This is a genomic window from Serratia ureilytica (genome assembly GCF_017309605.1).
In the GTDB taxonomy this organism is placed as follows: Bacteria; Pseudomonadota; Gammaproteobacteria; order Enterobacterales; family Enterobacteriaceae; genus Serratia; species Serratia ureilytica.
Window position 1 is genome coordinate 5025425 of sequence record NZ_CP071320.1, and the last position, 14942, is coordinate 5040366.

Consider the following 14942-nt stretch of genomic DNA (forward strand, 5'->3'; position numbering starts at 1 on the left):
GCGTTCCTGCCGGCGAAAACGGAATTATTTAATTTCGATACGGCGCGGTTTTAATGTTTCCGGCACGATGCGCTGCATATCGATATACAGCAGACCGTTCTCCAGTTTGGCGCCTTTAATTTGAATATGTTCGGCCAGCTGGAATTTACGCTCGAAATTACGCTCAGCGATGCCCTGATATAAATAGGTTTTTTCTGCCGGTTCGTTATTGTGCGCACCGCGCACGATCAGCAGATTATCTTGCGTGGTGATCTCCAGCTCCTGCTCGGCAAACCCGGCTACCGCAATGGCGATGCGATAATGATTTTCGTCCACCAGCTCGACATTATAAGGGGGATAACCGCCGTTGCCCTGGCTCTGGCCGGCCTCCAGCGCGTTGAACAGGCGATCGAAACCAATGGCGGAACGGTATAGCGGAGAAAGATCGAAATTACGCATAAAACAGCCTCCTAAGGCACTTCAGCGAGGTTGAAATAAATACGCCTTCCATTCTGGACAGGCTAATTAAGCCAGAATTCCCTTACGGCAAATTCTCAATCCGGCTCTGATGATAAAATGGGGGTTGATTTCATCAATTCAACGGGCGAGGATCAAAAAAAGCGCTTTTCGGTTAGGTGAAAGTTTTTTTACCACTTACACTAAAGTGAGAGAGCCGCCACAGAGCGGGATTTTGCTTCTTTTAAAGCAGCAACAGGATGTTATAAATCAGCTTAATTTAGGGGCACAGCAACCCTGCAGGATGGATTAATGACGACGATGAAAGCGATAGCGACGGGCTGCATGTTGTTGGCGACCAGCGGTTGCTCCAGCGTGATGAGCCATACCGGCCCGAATCAGGGTTACTATCCCGGCACCCGCGCCAGCGTGGACATGCTGAAGGACGACAACACCAGCTGGGCGATGATGCCGCTGGTGGCGCTGGATCTGCCGTTCTCCGCAGTGATGGATACCGTGCTGCTGCCTTACGACTATCTGCGTTCAGGCAATGACGCCACCGCAGACTCGCCAAAAGCGCGCATCCTGCGCAGCGAGCAGCAGAATCTGGCGGCAACCGGCAACCCCGGCGAGGGCAACGACAGCACCGCCACACACTAATCACGCACGCAGCGGGCCATCAGGCCCGCCTTACGCCTCAACCACAAAGATCTGGTTGAATCCGGCAATCTCGCGCATAAATGCCACTTTCTTGCCATCCGGCGAAAACACCACGGCATCCCCCGACGGCGGCTGCACGCTGCGCTGCGTTAAACGCTGCAGGCGGCCGCTGGCGACCTCACACAGCATCACGCTGTTGTCACACACCAGGGCTATCGTCCCGCCCTGCGGGTGCCAGCTGAACGCCGACTGGATGTCATGCTCGCCGCGGCTGACCTGGCGCGGCTCACCGCCGTTCGGCGACACCGTCCACAGTTGCACCACGCCGCCGTCATCCTTCATCAGAAAAGCTATCTGGCTGCCGTCCGGCGAGCTGCGCAGCCAATGGCGCGGCGCACCGACCACGCCCGGAAAACGGCGTTCACCGGTAAAGGTCACCCGCCGCTGCCTGACGCCAAGCGGCGGCGCCGGCAGCTCGCTTTCCGTCCCCTGCAGCGGCACCGCGCCGGCCCTGGCGTAGTCGGCGTCGCTCTCCGGCAGATCGACGATAAACACCTCCGGCAGTTTCTCGCCGGCGGCGGAAAGCGTATCGCCGATGAACGCCAGCGCCCAGCGCTGTCGGCTGCCGTCGGCCTTACGGTAGCCTTCGCGGCCAATCCAGCCTTCTTCGTAGGCGCGATTGATCTGATCGCTGCCCGGCTGCGGCTGCGGCACGGTCTCGCTAACCAGCACGCAATAGTGGCTGCCGTCATATTCACGGGGATGCTGTTTCGGCGGATTGACCCCGTGCAGCGGCACAGCCACGCCGACGTTGCGCAGATCGCGCGCCGGATCGCATTCATGCATCACGTGATCGTTGTAGGTAAAGCTGAGGCGGCTGCCGTCCGGGCTGAAAACGTGCACATGGCTGCCGCCGCGCAGCGCGCCGGGCGTGTAGGGCGCCGTGATATCCAGCGCGTCGAGGGTAATGGCCAACTCGCGATCCGGTTCGCTGACGATCACCCCGCGGCGGTGATGAAAATCATACTGCCAGGCGCTGTCCGGGTGTTCCGGGCCGTGGATGAAGACGTAACGCGCCGGCGCATCGGGGCTGACCGTGACCACGCCGACGTGTGCGCCGTGCTGGGCGCGATAAACCACTTCCACCGCGCCGCTGGCGACGTTAACCCGCTCGATGCTCAGGCCGGTGAAAGAGGCGCCGCGCGGGCGCACGTCATAAGCCAGCCATTGGCTGTCCGGCGTCCAGACGTTGATATTGGTTAACTGATGCCCGCGTGGGTCGAAAGTCAGTTGTTTTTCCCGATGGCTCATGGCGGCTCTCCTGCGCATGCTGGCACTGAACGGCCATCTTACCGGATCGGCAGCCGCGTTTCATATGGCCGGCGAGGACGAGCCGGGGGCTTTCCCGCGTCGAAATGTCCATGAGACTTATCCGTTAAGCCTATCGACGACGCCGGCAGGAAATAAACGCCCGGCTAGCCGGCCACATTCCTGATGGGGAAACTCAACGACGCCCAAACGGTATAAGTAAAGGAAGCGAGCATTATTTTATTGATTATCCTTCTCCTCATTAAATACGCCCACAGCGGCACCTTACTTAACGCAAATAAATAAAAAATTGTGCCGCTAAACGCCCAGTAATGTTTATTTTCACCGCATACGCGATGCCGTACCCCCGCCATTTCCGCTTTCTGGCCGGGTTGCCCGACGGGGTTTACAATCCATACAAAAAAGTACAAACTGGATTTTAAGTCTAAAAAATCCGGAGCCGGTATGAACCCCCTTTTCGATGCCATTGTTTCTGCCCATCAGCAACTGCGCCCTCAGGTGCGAGTCACGCCATTGGAGCGCAGCGTGCTGCTTTCTCAGCAATTGGGTTGCGAGCTGTATTTGAAATGCGATCACCTGCAGCACACCGGTTCCTTTAAATTTCGCGGCGCCAGCAACAAGCTGCGGCTGCTGGATAACGAGCAACGCCGGCGCGGCGTGATCGCCGCCTCTACCGGCAACCACGGTCAGGCCGTCGCTTTGGCGGGGCAACTGATGGGCGTTGGCGTCACGGTTTATGCGCCGGAGACGGCGGCGAGCATCAAGCTCGACACCATTCGCGCGTTGGGCGGCACCGTGGAATTGGTGCCGGGCGATGCGCTGAACGCCGAACTGGCGGGGGAACAGGCCGCACGCGAACAGGGGAAAACCTATATCTCGCCGTATAACGACGAGCAGGTGATCGCCGGCCAGGGCACCTGCGGCATGGAGCTGGTTGAACAGCTCACCGATCTGGACGCCGTGTTCGTGGCGGTCGGCGGCGGGGGTTATATCGCCGGCATCGGCACCGTTCTGCGGCAACTGTCGCCGAACACGCAGCTTATCGCCTGCTGGCCGGAAAACGCCACCAGCCTGTACAGCGCGCTGGAAGCGGGCCATATCTTCCCGGTGGAAGAGCAAGAAACCCTGTCCGACGGCACCGCCGGCGGCGTCGAGCCGGGCGCCGTGACCTTTCCGCTGTGCCAACAGCTGATCGACCGCAAAGTGCTGGTCAGCGAGGCGGAGATTAAACACGCGATGCGCCGGATAGCCGCCAGCGATCGCTGGATTATCGAAGGCGCGGCCGGCGTGGCGCTGGCGGCGGCGATCAAACTGGCGCCGGAATACCAGGGTAAAAAGGTGGCGGTGGTGCTGTGCGGCAAGAACATCGTGCTGGAGAAATACCTCAAGGCCATCGCCGATGCACATCCTTAATCGGCAGCAAATCCTCGCCGCGTTCGATGCCGAGACCATAACGCCGCTGCTGAAGCAGGGTTTTATCGCCTACTCGCAACAGCGGGTGCAACAGCCGCCGGTGCAGCATTTCCTGTTCGAGCGGGCCGACGGCGACTGCTGCATCAAGTCCGCCTGGTTGGAAGGCGACGAACTGTTCGTGGTCAAGATCTCTACCGGTTTCTATCGCAATGCCGAACACGGCCTGCCGAGCAATCAGGGGCTGATGATGGCGTTCTCCGCCCAAACCGGCGAGCCGCAGGCGCTGCTGCAAGATGAAGGTTGGCTGACCGCGCTGCGCACCGCCCTGGCCGGCCGCATCGTCGCCGAGCTGTGCGCGCCAGCGCATATTCAGGCGATCGGCATTGTCGGCACGGGCCTGCAGGCGCGGCTGCAGCTGCAATGCCTGAAACCGGTGACCGATTGCCGCGAGGTATGGGTGTGGGGGCGAGACGAACAGGCGCTGGCGGCGTATCGGCGCGATGCCGAAGCCGAGGGTTTTCGGGTGCGGGTTACGCAGAATGCGGCGGAACTGGCGGCGCACTGTCAGCTGATCGTGACCACCACGCCCAGCCGCGAACCGATATTGCAGGCGGCGGATATTCGGCCCGGTACGCACATCACCGCCGTGGGCGCCGACACGCCCGGCAAGCAGGAACTGGCGACCGAGCTGGTGGCCCGCGCAGACGCGCTGCTGGTCGATGCGCTGACGCAGTGTGCGGACTATGGCGAGATCGCGACGGCTTATCGGCAAAATAGGCTGATTTCAACGCCAATCGTCGAAATTGGCGCCGTCTTGGCGCAGGGAGGGCGGGTACGACGCGAGCCGCAGCACATCACCATCGCCGATCTCACCGGCTTGGCGATTCAGGATCTGCAGATCGCCAAAGGGGTGTTGGCGAAAGTATAAAGGGGCGCCGCAGCGCCCCGCGTTATCAGGCGTTGAGCACGAACTTCTCGATAGCGCGCGCCACGCCGTCTTCGGTATTGGCGCTGGTGACAAACTGCGCCACCGCTTTCAGCTCGGGAATGGCATTGCCCATCGCCACGCCGACGCCGGCATATTCGATCATCGCCGTATCATTGGCCTGATCCCCCAGCGTCATGATGTTCTCCCGCGCCACGCCGAGATGCTCGGCCAGCATTCTCACCCCGGCGCCTTTATCGACGTTTTTGTGCAGGATCTCGAGGAAATAAGGCGCGCTTTTCAGGATGGTGTAACGCGCGCGCGTTTCCGCCGGGATGCGCGCGATGGCGCGGTCCAGCAGCTCCGGCTCGTCGATCATCATCACTTTCGGGAAACGCATCTGGCGATCCATCTCTTCCACGCTGCGGTATTTCAGCGGAATGCCGGTCATTTCCGCCTCGTGTATGGTGTACTTGCCGATGTCCTTGTTCGGGGTATACAGGGTATCGAAATCAAACGCCTGGAAGTGAACGCCGAACTCGCGCGCCATCTGCTCGAAATGCAGATAATCCTCAAAGCCCAGCGTTTCTTGCAGAATGCAGGCGCCGTCGACCGCACGCAGCACCAGCGCGCCGTTATAGGTGATACAGAAATCGCCGGGGCCTTGAATGTCCAACTGGCGCAGATAATCCTGCACGCCGACATAAGGCCGCCCGGTGGCCAGCACCACGTGCACCCCTTTACGCCGCGCCGCCGCGATAGCCTGCTTTACCGCCGGCGTGATTTGATGCTGCGGATCCAGCAACGTGCCGTCCATGTCGATCGCAATCAGTTCAATAGCCATTCAACGCTTCTCCCAGTGGTTTTTATTCATGCTAACGCGTTTCAGCCTCGGCTGTCAGCGCCAAAAAAGGCCAAAAAAAAATCCGCGCGGGTCGCCCGGCGCGGATTTTCACAGCCATTAACGCATCAGATATCGATGTTCGCCGCTTTCAGGGCGTTTTCTTCGATAAAGGCGCGACGCGGTTCAACCGCATCGCCCATCAGCGTGGTGAACAGCTGATCGGCAGCGATGGCGTCCTTGACGGTCACGCGCAGCATGCGGCGGCTTTCCGGATCCATGGTGGTTTCCCACAGCTGCTCCGGGTTCATCTCGCCCAGACCTTTATAACGCTGCACCGACAGGCCGCGGCGCGACTCTTTCACCAGCCACTCCAGCGCCTGTTCGAAGCTGTCTACCGGCTGACGGCGTTCGCCGCGCTCAATGAACGCGCCCTCTTCGATCAGCCCGCGCAGCTGCTCGCCCAGCTGGCAGATCTTGCGGTATTCACCGCCGTGGATGAAATCGAAGTCCAGCTTATAGTCGGTATCCACGCCGTGGGTACGGATGCGCAACGCCGGCTCGAACATCTGGCGCTCGCGGTTCTCGAAGATCACGAAGTCATAGCTGCTGCCGTGCTGCTCTTTGTCGTTCAGCGCCTGCACCAGCGACGCGATCCAGGTTTTCACCTTGGCTTCATCGCTGAGATCGCCTTCGTTCAGCGTCGGCTGGTAGATCAGGCTGTTCAGCAGCGCGCGCGGGTAGCGGCGCTCCATGCGGCCAATCAGCTTCTGCACGCCGTAGTGCTCGGCCACCAGTTTCTCCAACTGCTCGCCGCCGAGCGCCGGTGCGCTGGCATTGGTGTGCAGCGTAGCGCCATCCATCGCGATGGCGATCTGATACTGATCCATCGCCTCATCATCTTTGATGTACTGCTCCTGCTTGCCTTTCTTCACCTTGTACAGCGGCGGCTGTGCGATGAACACGTGGCCACGCTCGATGATTTCCGGCATCTGGCGGTAGAAGAAGGTCAACAGCAGCGTACGGATGTGCGAACCGTCGACGTCGGCATCGGTCATGATGATGATGCTGTGGTAACGCAGCTTGTCCGGGCTGTACTCGTCGCGGCCGATGCCGCAACCCAGCGCGGTGATCAGCGTCGCCACTTCCTGCGAAGAGAGCATTTTGTCGAAACGCGCTTTCTCGACGTTGAGGATTTTCCCCTTCAGCGGCAAGATAGCCTGATTCTTGCGGTTGCGCCCCTGCTTGGCAGAGCCGCCCGCGGAGTCCCCTTCCACCAGGTACAGTTCGGACAGCGCCGGATCGCGTTCCTGGCAGTCCGCCAGTTTGCCCGGCAGGCCGGCCAGATCCAGCGCGCCTTTGCGGCGGGTCATCTCACGCGCTTTACGCGCCGCTTCGCGCGCGCGCGCCGCGTCGATGATTTTGCCGACCACGATTTTCGCGTCGCCCGGATTCTCCATCAGGTAATCCACCAGCTTCTCGTTCATCAGCGTTTCAACCGCAGTTTTCACCTCGGAAGAGACCAGCTTGTCCTTGGTCTGAGAAGAGAACTTCGGATCCGGCACCTTCACCGACACCACGGCGATCAGGCCTTCACGCGCGTCATCGCCGGTGGCGCTGACCTTGGCCTTCTTGCTGTAGCCTTCCTTCTCCATGTAGCTGTTCAGCGTACGGGTCATCGCGGTACGGAAACCGACCAGGTGCGTGCCGCCGTCGCGCTGCGGAATGTTGTTGGTGAAGCAGTAGATGTTTTCCTGGAAACCGTCGTTCCACTGCAGCGCCACTTCCACGCCGATGTCGTCTTTCACGGTGGAGAAGTAGAACACGTTCGGGTGGATCGGGGTTTTGTTCTTGTTCAGGTACTCGACAAACGCCTTGATGCCGCCTTCGTAATGGAAGTGGTCTTCACGGTCGGTGCGCTTGTCCTTCAGGCGAATAGACACGCCGGAGTTGAGGAAGGACAGCTCGCGCAGACGCTTGGCCAGAATGTCGTACTCGAATTCGGTCACATTGGTGAAAGTTTGGTGACTCGGCCAGAAGCGCACCATGGTGCCGGTCTGCTCGGTTTCGCCCACCACGTTCAGCGGCGCCTGCGGCTCGCCGTGGCTGTAAGTTTGTTCGTGCACTTTGCCTTCGCGGCGGATCACCAGCTCCAGTTTCTCCGACAGGGCGTTAACCACCGAGACGCCCACGCCGTGCAGGCCGCCGGAAACTTTATAGGAGTTGTCGTCGAATTTACCGCCGGCGTGCAGCACGGTCATGATGACCTCTGCGGCTGAAACCCCTTCTTCCGGGTGAATGCCGGTCGGAATGCCGCGGCCGTCATCCTGCACCGATACCGAGTTGTCGGCATGGATGGTGACCTGAATGTCACTACAGTGGCCCGCGAGCGCTTCGTCGATAGCGTTGTCCACAACCTCGAATACCATGTGGTGCAGACCGGTGCCGTCATCGGTATCGCCGATATACATGCCCGGGCGCTTGCGCACCGCATCCAGCCCTTTTAATACCTTGATACTTGAGGAGTCATAAGAATTCGACATCAACGTTTCTCGCTCATTTTAGTCCTGTGGTTGAACCTCTATTTTACCCTGTTCCACGCGGAACATCTTGCCCTTTTCACCGGCCATGTCGGTCACTTGTTCAGCGCTGACCGCGCTGACAAAAACCTGGGCCTGGGTGGCTTTCAGGCGATCGGCCAGTAACCGGCGACGGCCGGTGTCCAGCTCGGAGGCAAAATCATCAATCAGATACAGGCAACGCCGCCCGCTCTGCCGGGTGAGAAACTCACCCTGCGCCAAGCGCAACGCGCACATCAGCAGCTTAAGCTGACCGCGCGATAACAAATCCTCTACCGGCGTGCCGTCGGCACGAATGCGAAAGTCCGCTTTATGCGGCCCCACCGCGGTATAGGTCAACGCCCTGTCGCGCTCAAACTGGCGCTCCAGCAGCTCGCCGTAGTCGCTCTCTTTGTCCCAGCCGCGCTGGAAGGAGAAGCTCAGGGCGAATTCAGGCAGAAACTGCGCGCAGGTCGCGGTGATATCCGCGGCGATCGCGTCGCTGTATTCCGCCCGCCATTCGCTGATGCGCTCCGCGAGCGGGATCAGTTCCTGATCCCAGGCGCGGATCTGCGCATAGCGACTCACCTGGCGCAGCGCGGCATTGCGCTGCTTCAGTAACCGTTTCAGGTTGCTCCAGGCGGTGAAAAAACCGGGTTCGTTATGAAAACAGCCCCAGTCCAGGAAAGCGCGCCGGAATTTCGGCCCGCCGTTCAGCAGGGTAAAACCTTCGGGGGTGATCAGCTGCATGGGCAGCAGCTGCGCCAGCTCGGCCACCTTGTGGCCGTCGCTGCCATCGATGCGTACTTTGCTGTCACCCTGACGGCTCTTGCTCAATCCTACCGATAGCTCGCGCTCCGCGCCTTCGATGCGGCCATGCAGCACGAACTCCGGTTGGTCGTGGCGGATCACCCGACCGGCCTGCAGACTGCGAAAGGCGCGGCCATGGCCGAGCGTATACACCGCCTCCAGCACGCTGGTCTTGCCGCTGCCGTTAGCGCCGACCAGGAAGTTGAATCCCGGCGCCAGCGCCAAATCCGCCGCCTCGATATTGCGGAAATCTTTAATCAATAAACGCGTCAGAGCCATGCAATCTCTTTACCGATGACGGTGCTGTAATTCAAGGTAACGAGACTACAACCGCATTGGCATGACAACGTAGGCCGCCGCCTGGCTGGCGCCGTCTTCGATCTGCACGCTGGAGACCGAGTCGGTCAACAGCAGGCGCACGTCTTCACACTTGAGCGCGTTCAACACGTCCAGCACGTAGCTGACGTTGAAGCCGATCTCCATCTCCGCGCCGTCGTAGCTGACGTCGAGGATCTCTTCCGCCTCTTCCTGTTCCGGGTTGTTGGCGGTGATCTTCAGCTGATTCTGGCTGACGTACAGCCGCACGCCGCGGAATTTCTCGTTCGAGAGAATAGCCGCGCGGGCGAACGCCTGCTTGAGCAGATCGCAGCCGGCTTCCAGCGTTTTGTCCGGGTTCTTCGGCAAAACGCGGCGATAGTCCGGGAAACGGCCGTCAACCAGCTTGGACGTGAAGATGAAATCGCCGACGTGGGCGCGAATGTTGTTGCTGCCGATCTGCAGCTGCAGCAGCGAATCGCCGCCGTCCAGCAAGCGCACCAGCTCCATCACCCCTTTACGCGGCACGATCACCGAATGCGACGGCAGCTGCTGGCCGATCGGCATCGAGCACACCGCCAGGCGGTGGCCGTCTGTCGCGACGGTGCGCAGCTCTTCGCCTTCGGTTTCAAACAGCATGCCGTTCAGGTAGTAACGTACGTCCTGATGGGCCATCGAGAACTGGGTGGCTTCGATCAGGCGCTTCAGCGTCGCCTGCGGCAAGGTGAATTCCACCTCGCTCTGCCAGTCGTCCAGGTTCGGGAAGTCCGCCGCGGGCAGCGTGGACAGCGAGAAACGGCTGCGGCCGGATCGCACCAGCATGCGCTCGCTCTCCAGCGTGACGGCGATCTCCGCCCCTTCCGGCAGGCCACGGCAGATATCAAAGAATTTGCGCGCGGGCACGGTGGTCGCGCCCGGCTCATGCGGCTGGGACAGGGCGACGCGCGCCACCATTTCCATCTCCAGATCGGTGCCGGTCAGCAGCAGGGAGCCTTCCGTCACCTGCAACAGCAGGTTGCCCAGGATCGGCAAGGTCGGGCGGCCGCCCAGCGGGCTGCTCACCTGTTGCAGCGGTTTTAGCAGATGCTCACGTTCAACGATAAATTTCATAGCGCTATGAAGATAATGTTCTGATTAAATTGGAGAAATCTTCTTTGATGTCGTGACTTTCCTCACGCAGCTGCTCGATCTTCCGGCAGGCGTGCAACACCGTGGTATGGTCGCGGCCACCAAACGCATCGCCGATTTCCGGCAGGCTGTGGTTGGTGAGTTCCTTCGCCAGCGCCATCGCCATCTGGCGCGGGCGGGCAACGGATCGCGAACGCCGCTTGGACAGCAAATCCGCGACTTTAATCTTGTAATACTCCGCCACCGTCTTTTGGATATTGTCGATGGTGACCAGCTTTTCCTGCAGCGCCAACAGATCGCGCAGCGCTTCGCGCACGAAATCGATGGTGATGGCCCGGCCGGTAAAGTTGGCGTTGGCGATCACGCGGTTCAGCGCCCCTTCGAGCTCACGCACGTTGGAACGCAGGCGCTTGGCGATGAAGAACGCCACTTCGCCCGGCAGGCGAATGTCGTTTTCGTCGGCCTTTTTCATCAGGATCGCCACGCGGGTTTCCAGCTCCGGCGGCTCGATCGCCACCGTCAGCCCCCAGCCGAAGCGGGACTTCAGACGATCTTCCACCCCGTTGATCTCTTTAGGGTAGCGATCCGAAGTCAGGATGATCTGCTGATTGCCTTCCAACAGGGCGTTAAAGGTATGGAAGAACTCTTCCTGCGAACGCTCCTTGTTGGCGAAGAATTGGATGTCATCGATCAGCAACGCGTCGACCGAACGGTAGTAGCGCTTAAACTCTTCGATGGCATTGTTCTGCAACGCTTTGACCATGTCTTGTACGAAGCGTTCCGAGTGCATGTAGACCACTTTGGCGTTGGCCTTGCGCGCCATGATGCCGTTGCCGACCGCGTGCAGCAGGTGGGTTTTACCCAGGCCGGTGCCGCCATACAGGAACAAAGGGTTGTAGGCGCCGCCCGGATTGTCCGCCACCTGGCGAGCCGCCGCGCGCGCCAGCTGGTTTGACTTACCCTCGACGAAGTTGTCGAAGGTGTGTTTGGGGTTGACGTTGGAGCGGTAAGAGAGCTCGGGCTGCGCCGCCGCGTTGTCCCAGCTCGGGCGCGAAGGCGCGGCCGTGCGCGCCGCCGGGGCCGCAGGGGCGCTGCTGACGCTGGCGGTCACGGTCTGGCTGATCACCTGCGTGATCGGCTTGCTGCCGACTTCAAAACGCAGCAAAGGCGCATCCGTGCCGCAGAAATCATTCAGCAGACCATTGATATTGTTTAAGTACTTATCGCGAACCCAATCCAGCACAAAACGGTTAGGCGCGTACAGCGCCAGGGTGTTGTCACTCAGTTCCGCCTGCAATGGGCGAATCCACATACTAAATTCTGTGGCAGGTAACTCATCCTGCAATCGGGCAAGACACTGCTGCCAAAGCGAAAGTGACACGGCGGACTCCACTCGAACAAGATCAATAAAGAAAAGAAACGGGCAACTTTTTTATAACTCATGATTTTTGACACATACCCGGCATCGGCTGTTTGCCTGTGGGGGATGCGAACCGCCTTTCACGGTTTGTGTCCTTCACGATCCCGGCATGAGGGATCGCGATCGGAATGACGGATCATAGCGCAATCCGCGCAAGAGATCCTCCCCTTCCTCACAGATTAGATCCATTTTATCCACAGGCCGCGGCCGGCGGCGATCTTTTCACCGCTGCGGCCGCACGACCGTGCAGATCCCGGCCTCTGCGCCGCGTTTTTTACATTGTCAACCGGTTATACCCTGTTATCCACGTCGGATCCTGGGATCGCGCGCAAAGGATCTCACGGGGATCCTTGCGATTTCACCCCGAGTCCGTATAATCTTCGCCCTACGTGTGATACCTGGTTCCTTATGGTGCGTCATTAGCCAGACAGGATTCTGCGGTGACCACGGGCCAAGACCGGATTTTGTGCCGTTATTGGCAGACAACCAGGTAGGCTGGCGCGATGCGAATTGACTCAGGACTGTACAATTATTACAATCCCGCTTCTTTATGTATTGCGATTGAGGCGTCGGTCATCTTCACGCCGAGTAGCCAAACGCGTTTACTGATCAGTAATTATTTTAAGTTTAGGTAGAAATCGCTATGAAACGCACTTTCCAACCGTCCGTATTGAAGCGCAACCGTAGCCACGGTTTCCGTGCTCGTATGGCCACCAAAAATGGTCGTCAAGTTCTGGCCCGCCGTCGTGCGAAAGGCCGTGCTCGTCTGACTGTTTCTAAGTAATAAAGCTAACCCGCTGAGTGGTTAAGCTCGCTTTTCCCAGGGAGTTACGTTTGTTAACTCCCACTCATTTCACTTTCGTCTTCCAGCAGCCACAACGGGCTGGCACGCCGCAAATCACCATCCTCGGCCGCCTGAACCAGCTGGGGCATCCCCGCATCGGTCTTACCGTCGCCAAAAAACACGTCAAACGCGCGCACGAGCGTAATCGGATCAAACGCCTAACCCGCGAAAGCTTCCGCCTGCGCCAGCACGAATTACCGGCGATGGATTTTGTCGTGGTGGCCAAAAAGGGGATAGCGGATTTGGATAACCGCGCGCTGACGGAAGCTTTGGATAAATTATGGCGTCGCCACTGTCGCCAGGCTCCCGCATCCTGATCGGGCTGGTGCGGGCCTATCAGCTCGTCATCAGTCCGCTGCTAGGGCCTCGTTGTCGCTTCCAGCCGACATGCTCTCATTACGCAATTGAGGCATTAAGCAGGTTTGGCATGATAAAAGGCAGTTGGTTAGCATTGAAACGCGTATTAAAATGCCACCCTTTGAACCCAGGTGGCGATGATCCGGTGCCGCCAAAAACCGACGATAACAGAGAACACTAACGATGGATTCGCAACGCAATCTTCTCCTCATCGCTCTGCTGTTCGTGTCTTTCATGATCTGGCAGGCATGGCAAACGGACAACGCTCCGCAGCCGGCCGCACAGACCACGCAACAGACTTCGAACGCAGTAGCCGGTGATGCCGCCAGCCAGGCCGTGCCAGCCAGTGGTCAGGGTAAGCTGATTACCGTGAACACCGACGTGCTGTCACTGACCATCAACACCCGTGGTGGCGATATCGAGCAGGCTAAACTGTTGGCCTACCCGGAAACTCTGGGTTCATCGACTCCGTTCCAACTGCTGGAAACCACTCCGTCGTTCGTCTATCAGGCGCAAAGCGGCCTGACCGGTAAAAACGGCCCGGACAACCCGGCCAACGGCGAACGCCCGCTGTACCAAGCGGCGCAGGACAGCTACACCCTGCCGGAAGGCCAGGACGAGCTGCGCATCCCGCTGACCTACACCGATAAAGACGGCGCGGTCTACACCAAGACCTTCGTGCTCAAACGCAACCACTATGCGGTCGGCGTGGATTACAGCATCGACAACAAAGGCGCGGCGCCGCTGGAGCTGACCCTGTTCGGCCAGCTGAAGCAGACCACCGAATTGCCTAAGCACCGCGATACCGGCAGCAGCAACTTCGCGTTGCACACCTTCCGCGGCGCGGCATACTCGTCCAGCGAGGACAAGTACCAGAAATACGCGTTCGACAAAGACGAAAACCTGAGCGTCACCACCAAAGACGGTTGGGTCGCCATGCTGCAGCAGTACTTCGCCACCGCGTGGGTACCGGCGACCAAGGGTGACAACACCTTCTACACCGCCAAACCGGGTGACAACTTGTCCACCATCGGCTTCAAATCTACCCCGGTCGTGGTGCAGCCTGGCGCTCAGCAGCAGCTGAACGCGACCCTGTGGGTCGGCCCGGAGCTGCAGGACCAGATGGCCCAACTGGCGCCTCACCTGGACCTGACCGTGGATTACGGCTGGCTGTGGTTCATCTCCCAGCCGCTGTTCAAACTGCTGAAGTTCATCCACGGCTTTATCGGCAACTGGGGCTTCTCCATCATCATCATCACCTTCATCGTGCGCGGCATCATGTACCCGCTGACCAAGGCGCAGTACACCTCGATGGCGAAAATGCGCATGCTGCAGCCGAAGCTGCAGGCGATGCGCGAACGCATCGGCGATGACAAGCAGCGCATGAGCCAAGAGATGATGGCGCTGTACAAGGCGGAGAAAGTCAACCCGCTCGGCGGCTGCCTGCCGCTGATCATTCAGATGCCGATCTTCCTGGCGCTGTACTACATGCTGATGGGTTCGGTCGAGCTGCGCCACGCGCCGTTCGCCCTGTGGATCCATGACCTGTCGGCGCAAGACCCGTACTACATCCTGCCAATCCTGATGGGCGTGACGATGTTCTTCATCCAGAAGATGTCGCCGACCACCGTGACTGACCCGATGCAGCAGAAAATCATGACCTTCATGCCGGTGATCTTCACAGTGTTCTTCCTGTGGTTCCCGTCCGGTCTGGTGCTGTACTACATCGTCAGCAACCTGGTGACCATCCTGCAGCAGCAGCTGATTTACCGTGGTCTGGAAAAACGCGGTCTGCACAGCCGCGACAAGAAAAAAAGCTAAGCGTATTGTAGGGGTTCGGCGCGCCGACCCTTGCAGTCACCCCAAAGGCGGTCATTAGACCGCCTTTTTGCATCTTAATCGTCAGA

General features: G+C 59.4%; 14 protein-coding genes. 7 read left to right on the forward strand and 7 right to left on the reverse strand.

Going from position 1 to position 14942, the window contains the following annotated elements; translation table 11 throughout:
• Window positions 1-24 precede the first annotated feature (24 nt).
• The gene (gene ibpA / locus J0X03_RS23765) at window positions 25-438 is read right to left on the reverse strand and encodes a small heat shock chaperone IbpA (RefSeq protein ID WP_004933919.1); all 414 of its coding nucleotides are present in this window, start codon (window positions 436-438) and stop codon (window positions 25-27) included.
• 309 nt (window positions 439-747) lie between these two features.
• Here ibpA and J0X03_RS23770 point away from each other — a divergent pair, with 309 nt between their 5' ends.
• The gene (locus tag J0X03_RS23770; protein ID WP_016929593.1) at window positions 748-1095 is read left to right on the forward strand and encodes a YceK/YidQ family lipoprotein; all 348 of its coding nucleotides are present in this window, start codon (window positions 748-750) and stop codon (window positions 1093-1095) included.
• 30 nt (window positions 1096-1125) lie between these two features.
• Here J0X03_RS23770 and J0X03_RS23775 read toward each other — a convergent pair whose 3' ends face one another.
• Complete coding sequence (locus tag J0X03_RS23775; RefSeq protein ID WP_103101713.1) at window positions 1126-2406, reverse strand: YidR family protein; 1281 nt, start codon at window positions 2404-2406, stop codon at window positions 1126-1128.
• A 462-nt stretch (window positions 2407-2868) separates the two neighbouring features.
• Here J0X03_RS23775 and J0X03_RS23780 point away from each other — a divergent pair, with 462 nt between their 5' ends.
• The gene (locus J0X03_RS23780; protein ID WP_042783385.1) at window positions 2869-3837 is read left to right on the forward strand and encodes a threonine/serine dehydratase; all 969 of its coding nucleotides are present in this window, start codon (window positions 2869-2871) and stop codon (window positions 3835-3837) included.
• Window positions 3824-4765: an ornithine cyclodeaminase family protein gene (locus J0X03_RS23785; protein ID WP_160203876.1), complete on the forward strand. Its 942-nt coding sequence runs from the start codon at window positions 3824-3826 to the stop codon at window positions 4763-4765. The genes J0X03_RS23780 and J0X03_RS23785 overlap by 14 nt, the downstream gene beginning before the upstream one ends.
• 25 nt (window positions 4766-4790) lie before the next feature.
• Here J0X03_RS23785 and yidA read toward each other — a convergent pair whose 3' ends face one another.
• The 5 genes from yidA to dnaA form a co-directional block, all read right to left on the reverse strand.
• Window positions 4791-5606 (reverse strand): sugar-phosphatase, encoded by an 816-nt coding sequence (gene yidA, locus J0X03_RS23790; protein WP_033645143.1) that lies wholly within the window; start codon window positions 5604-5606, stop codon window positions 4791-4793.
• A gap of 125 nt (window positions 5607-5731) precedes the next feature.
• Window positions 5732-8146: a DNA topoisomerase (ATP-hydrolyzing) subunit B gene (gene gyrB, locus J0X03_RS23795; protein ID WP_004933898.1), complete on the reverse strand. Its 2415-nt coding sequence runs from the start codon at window positions 8144-8146 to the stop codon at window positions 5732-5734.
• Between the two features lie 18 nt (window positions 8147-8164).
• The gene (recF, locus tag J0X03_RS23800) at window positions 8165-9250 is read right to left on the reverse strand and encodes a DNA replication/repair protein RecF (protein ID WP_004933895.1); all 1086 of its coding nucleotides are present in this window, start codon (window positions 9248-9250) and stop codon (window positions 8165-8167) included.
• Window positions 9251-9295: 45 nt separating this feature from the next.
• A complete protein-coding gene (dnaN, locus tag J0X03_RS23805; RefSeq protein ID WP_004933892.1) occupies window positions 9296-10396 on the reverse strand; it encodes a DNA polymerase III subunit beta in 1101 nt (366 codons plus the stop codon).
• Window positions 10397-10400: 4 nt separating this feature from the next.
• Window positions 10401-11795: a chromosomal replication initiator protein DnaA gene (gene dnaA / locus J0X03_RS23810; RefSeq protein ID WP_004933889.1), complete on the reverse strand. Its 1395-nt coding sequence runs from the start codon at window positions 11793-11795 to the stop codon at window positions 10401-10403.
• 682 nt (window positions 11796-12477) lie between these two features.
• Here dnaA and rpmH point away from each other — a divergent pair.
• The 4 genes from rpmH to yidC are packed head-to-tail and all read left to right on the forward strand — an operon-like array spanning window position 12478 to window position 14856.
• On the forward strand, window positions 12478-12618 hold the full coding sequence (gene rpmH, locus J0X03_RS23815) for a 50S ribosomal protein L34 (RefSeq protein WP_000831330.1): 141 nt from the start codon (window positions 12478-12480) through the stop codon (window positions 12616-12618).
• A gap of 17 nt (window positions 12619-12635) precedes the next feature.
• Complete coding sequence (gene rnpA / locus J0X03_RS23820; RefSeq protein WP_004933883.1) at window positions 12636-12995, forward strand: ribonuclease P protein component; 360 nt, start codon at window positions 12636-12638, stop codon at window positions 12993-12995.
• Window positions 12959-13216, forward strand: coding sequence for a membrane protein insertion efficiency factor YidD (gene yidD / locus J0X03_RS23825; RefSeq protein ID WP_004933881.1), 258 nt, complete (start codon window positions 12959-12961; stop codon window positions 13214-13216). The genes rnpA and yidD overlap by 37 nt, the downstream gene beginning before the upstream one ends.
• 2 nt (window positions 13217-13218) lie before the next feature.
• Entirely contained in the window at window positions 13219-14856 is a 1638-nt protein-coding gene (gene yidC / locus J0X03_RS23830) for a membrane protein insertase YidC (RefSeq protein ID WP_033645144.1), read from the forward strand.
• The last annotated feature ends 86 nt before the right edge of the window (window positions 14857-14942 follow it).